Below are 2134 nucleotides of genomic sequence, written 5' to 3'. Positions count from 1 at the left end.
CGCATGGCTCGAGTGCCAGAAAAGTGTAACATGCCAGATAAAGGGACATGGCAATGAACTTTCGTCCGTTGCACGACCGCGTTCTCGTCCGTCGCGTCGAGGCCGAGGAAAAGACGGCCGGTGGGATCATCATCCCGGATACCGCCAAGGAAAAGCCGCAGGAAGGTGAAGTCGTCGCCGCCGGCACCGGTGCGAAGGCCGAAGACGGCAAGGTCACGCCGCTGGACGTGAAGGCGGGCGACCGCATTCTGTTCGGCAAGTGGTCGGGCACCGAGGTCAAGGTCAACGGTGAAGACCTGCTGATCATGAAGGAATCGGACATCCTCGGCATCATCGGCTGAGCGACTGATCCTCTTTCCGTTTCCCAACATTCCAGATTGAAAGGGTAGCCACCATGGCAGCCAAGGAAGTCAAGTTTTCGCGCGACGCGCGTGAGCGCATCATGAAGGGCGTCGACATCCTCGCCGATGCCGTCAAGGTCACGCTGGGCCCGAAGGGCCGCAACGTCGTGATCGACAAGTCGTTCGGTGCGCCCCGCATCACCAAGGACGGCGTTTCGGTCGCCAAGGAAATCGAACTCAAGGACAAGTTCGAGAACATGGGCGCGCAGATGGTGCGCGAAGTGGCGTCGAAGACCAACGACATCGCCGGTGACGGCACCACCACCGCGACCGTTCTCGCCCAGGCGATCGTCCGCGAGGGCATGAAGTCGGTTGCGGCCGGCATGAACCCGATGGACCTGAAGCGCGGCATCGACATCGCCGTCACCAAGGTCGTCGAGGACATCAAGGCCCGCTCGAAGCCCGTTTCGGGCTCGAACGAAGTCGCGCAGGTCGGCATCATCTCGGCCAATGGCGACCGTGAAGTCGGCGAGAAGATCGCCGAGGCGATGGAAAAGGTCGGCAAGGAAGGCGTCATCACCGTCGAAGAGGCCAAGGGTCTCGAGTTTGAACTCGACGTCGTCGAGGGCATGCAGTTCGACCGTGGTTACCTGTCGCCCTACTTCATCACCAACCCGGAAAAGATGACGGTCGAACTGAACGACCCGTACATCCTGATCCACGAGAAGAAGCTGTCGAACCTGCAGGCGATGCTCCCGATCCTGGAAGCCGTCGTCCAGTCGGGCCGTCCGCTCCTGATCATCGCCGAGGACATCGAAGGCGAAGCGCTGGCGACCCTGGTCGTCAACAAGCTGCGCGGCGGCCTGAAGGTCGCAGCGGTCAAGGCACCGGGCTTCGGCGATCGTCGCAAGGCGATGCTGGACGACATCGCCATCCTGACCGCGGGCGAGCTGATCTCGGAAGACCTGGGCATCAAGCTCGAGTCGGTCACCGTCGGTATGCTGGGCACCGCCAAGCGCGTCACGATCGACAAGGACAACACCACCATCGTCGATGGCGCGGGTGATGCCGAAGCGATCAAGGGCCGCACCGAGGCGATCCGTGCGCAGATCGAGAACACCACCAGCGATTACGACCGCGAGAAGCTCCAGGAGCGTCTGGCCAAGCTCGCCGGCGGCGTCGCCGTGATCAAGGTCGGTGGTGCGACCGAGGTCGAGGTGAAGGAGCGCAAGGACCGCGTCGACGACGCGCTGCACGCGACCCGCGCGGCCGTCGAAGAAGGCATCGTCCCCGGTGGTGGTACGGCGCTGCTGTATGCGACCAAGGCGCTCGACGGCGTCAAGGGCGTCAACGACGACCAGACCCGTGGCATCGACATCGTTCGCAAGTCGCTGACCGCGCTGGTTCGCCAGATCGCTCAGAACGCCGGCCATGACGGTGCGGTCGTGTCGGGCAAGCTGCTCGACCAGACCGACACCTCGTTCGGCTTCAACGCGTCGACCGACACCTATGAGAACCTGGTTGCCGCTGGCGTCATCGACCCGACCAAGGTCGTGCGCACCGCGCTCCAGAACGCGGCGTCGGTCGCCGGCCTGCTCATCACCACGGAAGCCACCGTGGCCGAGCTGCCGGAAGACAAGTCGCCCGCCATGCCCGCCGGCGGCGGCATGGGCGGCATGGGTGGCATGGACTTCTAAGTCGGATCGGAAACCGGCGGGCTTGCCCGCCGGGGACCGGACCGGCTTTGTCCTTGCGGCACAGTCAAACACGAAGGGCCTGGGGAGCGATCCCCG

At 63.9% G+C, this 2134-nt stretch carries 2 protein-coding genes; both read left to right on the top strand.

Annotation, left to right across the window (positions count from 1 at the left end):
* The first annotated feature begins 53 nt into the window (after window positions 1-53).
* Window positions 54-341 carry a co-chaperone GroES gene (gene groES / locus CJP72_RS24935; RefSeq protein ID WP_007405746.1) on the top strand — a complete coding sequence of 96 codons (288 nt, stop codon included), beginning with the start codon at window positions 54-56 and terminating at the stop codon, window positions 339-341.
* 53 nt (window positions 342-394) lie between these two features.
* Entirely contained in the window at window positions 395-2038 is a 1644-nt protein-coding gene (groL, locus tag CJP72_RS24930) for a chaperonin GroEL (RefSeq protein WP_162383900.1), read from the top strand.
* Window positions 2039-2134: the final 96 nt, after the last annotated feature.

The organism is Citrobacter sp. NCU1, assembly GCF_010231475.1.
GTDB lineage: Bacteria > Pseudomonadota > Gammaproteobacteria > Enterobacterales > Enterobacteriaceae > Citrobacter_D.
The sequence above is the reverse complement of the archived record's forward strand: the minus strand, read 5'-3'. Positions and strand labels throughout refer to the sequence as shown.

Coding starts and splice junctions, on each gene's coding strand:
- groES (WP_007405746.1), top strand. CDS start 54: ATGAACTTTCGTCCGTTGCACGACCGCGTTCTCGTCCGTCGCGTCGAG.
- groL (WP_162383900.1), top strand. CDS start 395: ATGGCAGCCAAGGAAGTCAAGTTTTCGCGCGACGCGCGTGAGCGCATC.